This is a genomic window from Micromonospora sp. NPDC047620 (genome assembly GCF_043205005.1).
Lineage (GTDB): Bacteria > Actinomycetota > Actinomycetes > Mycobacteriales > Micromonosporaceae > Micromonospora.
Genome location: NZ_JBIDDG010000221.1, coordinates 1 through 1,006, shown reverse-complemented (window position 1 = coordinate 1,006; position 1,006 = coordinate 1). Strand labels below are relative to the sequence as shown.

Sequence of the window (1,006 nt, the reverse complement as noted above, 5' to 3'; positions counted from 1 at the left end):
CACCGCGATCGGCGCGGCGGTGCTGCTGCCGCCGCTGCAGGCGCGCCAGGTCCTCGGCGACGGGATCGCCAGTGCGTTGTATGTCGGCAACAATCGGCTCGCCCTGCGCGGCACCGACTACCTCGCGGCGAGCGAGCCCCCTTCGCCGTTCGAGCACTTCTGGTCACTCGGCGTGGAGGAACAGTTCTATCTGGTGTGGCCGCTGCTCATCGTCGCGGTGGCGTGGCTAGTGCGGCGCCGCCGGACCGGATCGGCCACCGCACTCCCCTACCTGATCATTCTGGCGGTGGTCGCCGCGCTCTCGTTCGCGATCTCACTGATCTGGACCGGCACGCTTCCGCCGTGGGCGTTCTTTTCGCTGCCCGCCCGGGCGTGGGAATTGGCCGCCGGCGGCCTGATCGCGCTCTCGGTTGCCGTGTGGTCCCGGTTGCCGCACTCGGTGGCCGCGCCGGCCGGATGGATGGGCCTGGTTCTGGTCGTGGTGGCCTGCACCCAGTTGAACGGCCGGACACCGTATCCCGGCAGCGCGGCCCTGCTTCCCGTCGCCGGCACCGCTCTGATGATCGTATCCGGCTGCGCCGGAGCACGTTTCGGGGTCGGCTCACTGCTGACCCGCGGTCCGATACGGGCGATCGGCGGCTTGTCCTACGCCTGGTACCTGTGGCATTGGCCGGTGTTGCTGCTGGCACCGCATATGCTGGGCCACCCGCTCGGGCGAGTCGGCGCATTCGGTGCGCTCGTGATGGCCGGCGGGCTTGCCATGCTCACCCAGTGGACGATCGAGAATCCGGTTCGCTTCGCGGCGCCGTTGCGGAACTCGGCCGTGCGCAGTCTCGCCTGCGGGGGCGCCTGCACCGCGCTCGCCGCGAGTGTGGCATTCGCGCTGCTCGTGCTCGTCCCCGCCCCGGTCGGGCACGGTGTGGCGGCACCTTCCCTCGTACTCACCACGCCCCGGGACTCGGCCGCACCCGCCGCAGACCCCCGCGACGAGGCGGTCCGGCAGCTG

General features: G+C 71.2%; 1 protein-coding gene. It reads left to right on the top strand.

What is annotated here, in order from left to right:
- On the top strand, window positions 1-1,006 hold a 1,006-nt coding region (locus tag ACGF5C_RS35420), incomplete at both ends, for an acyltransferase family protein (protein WP_393308863.1).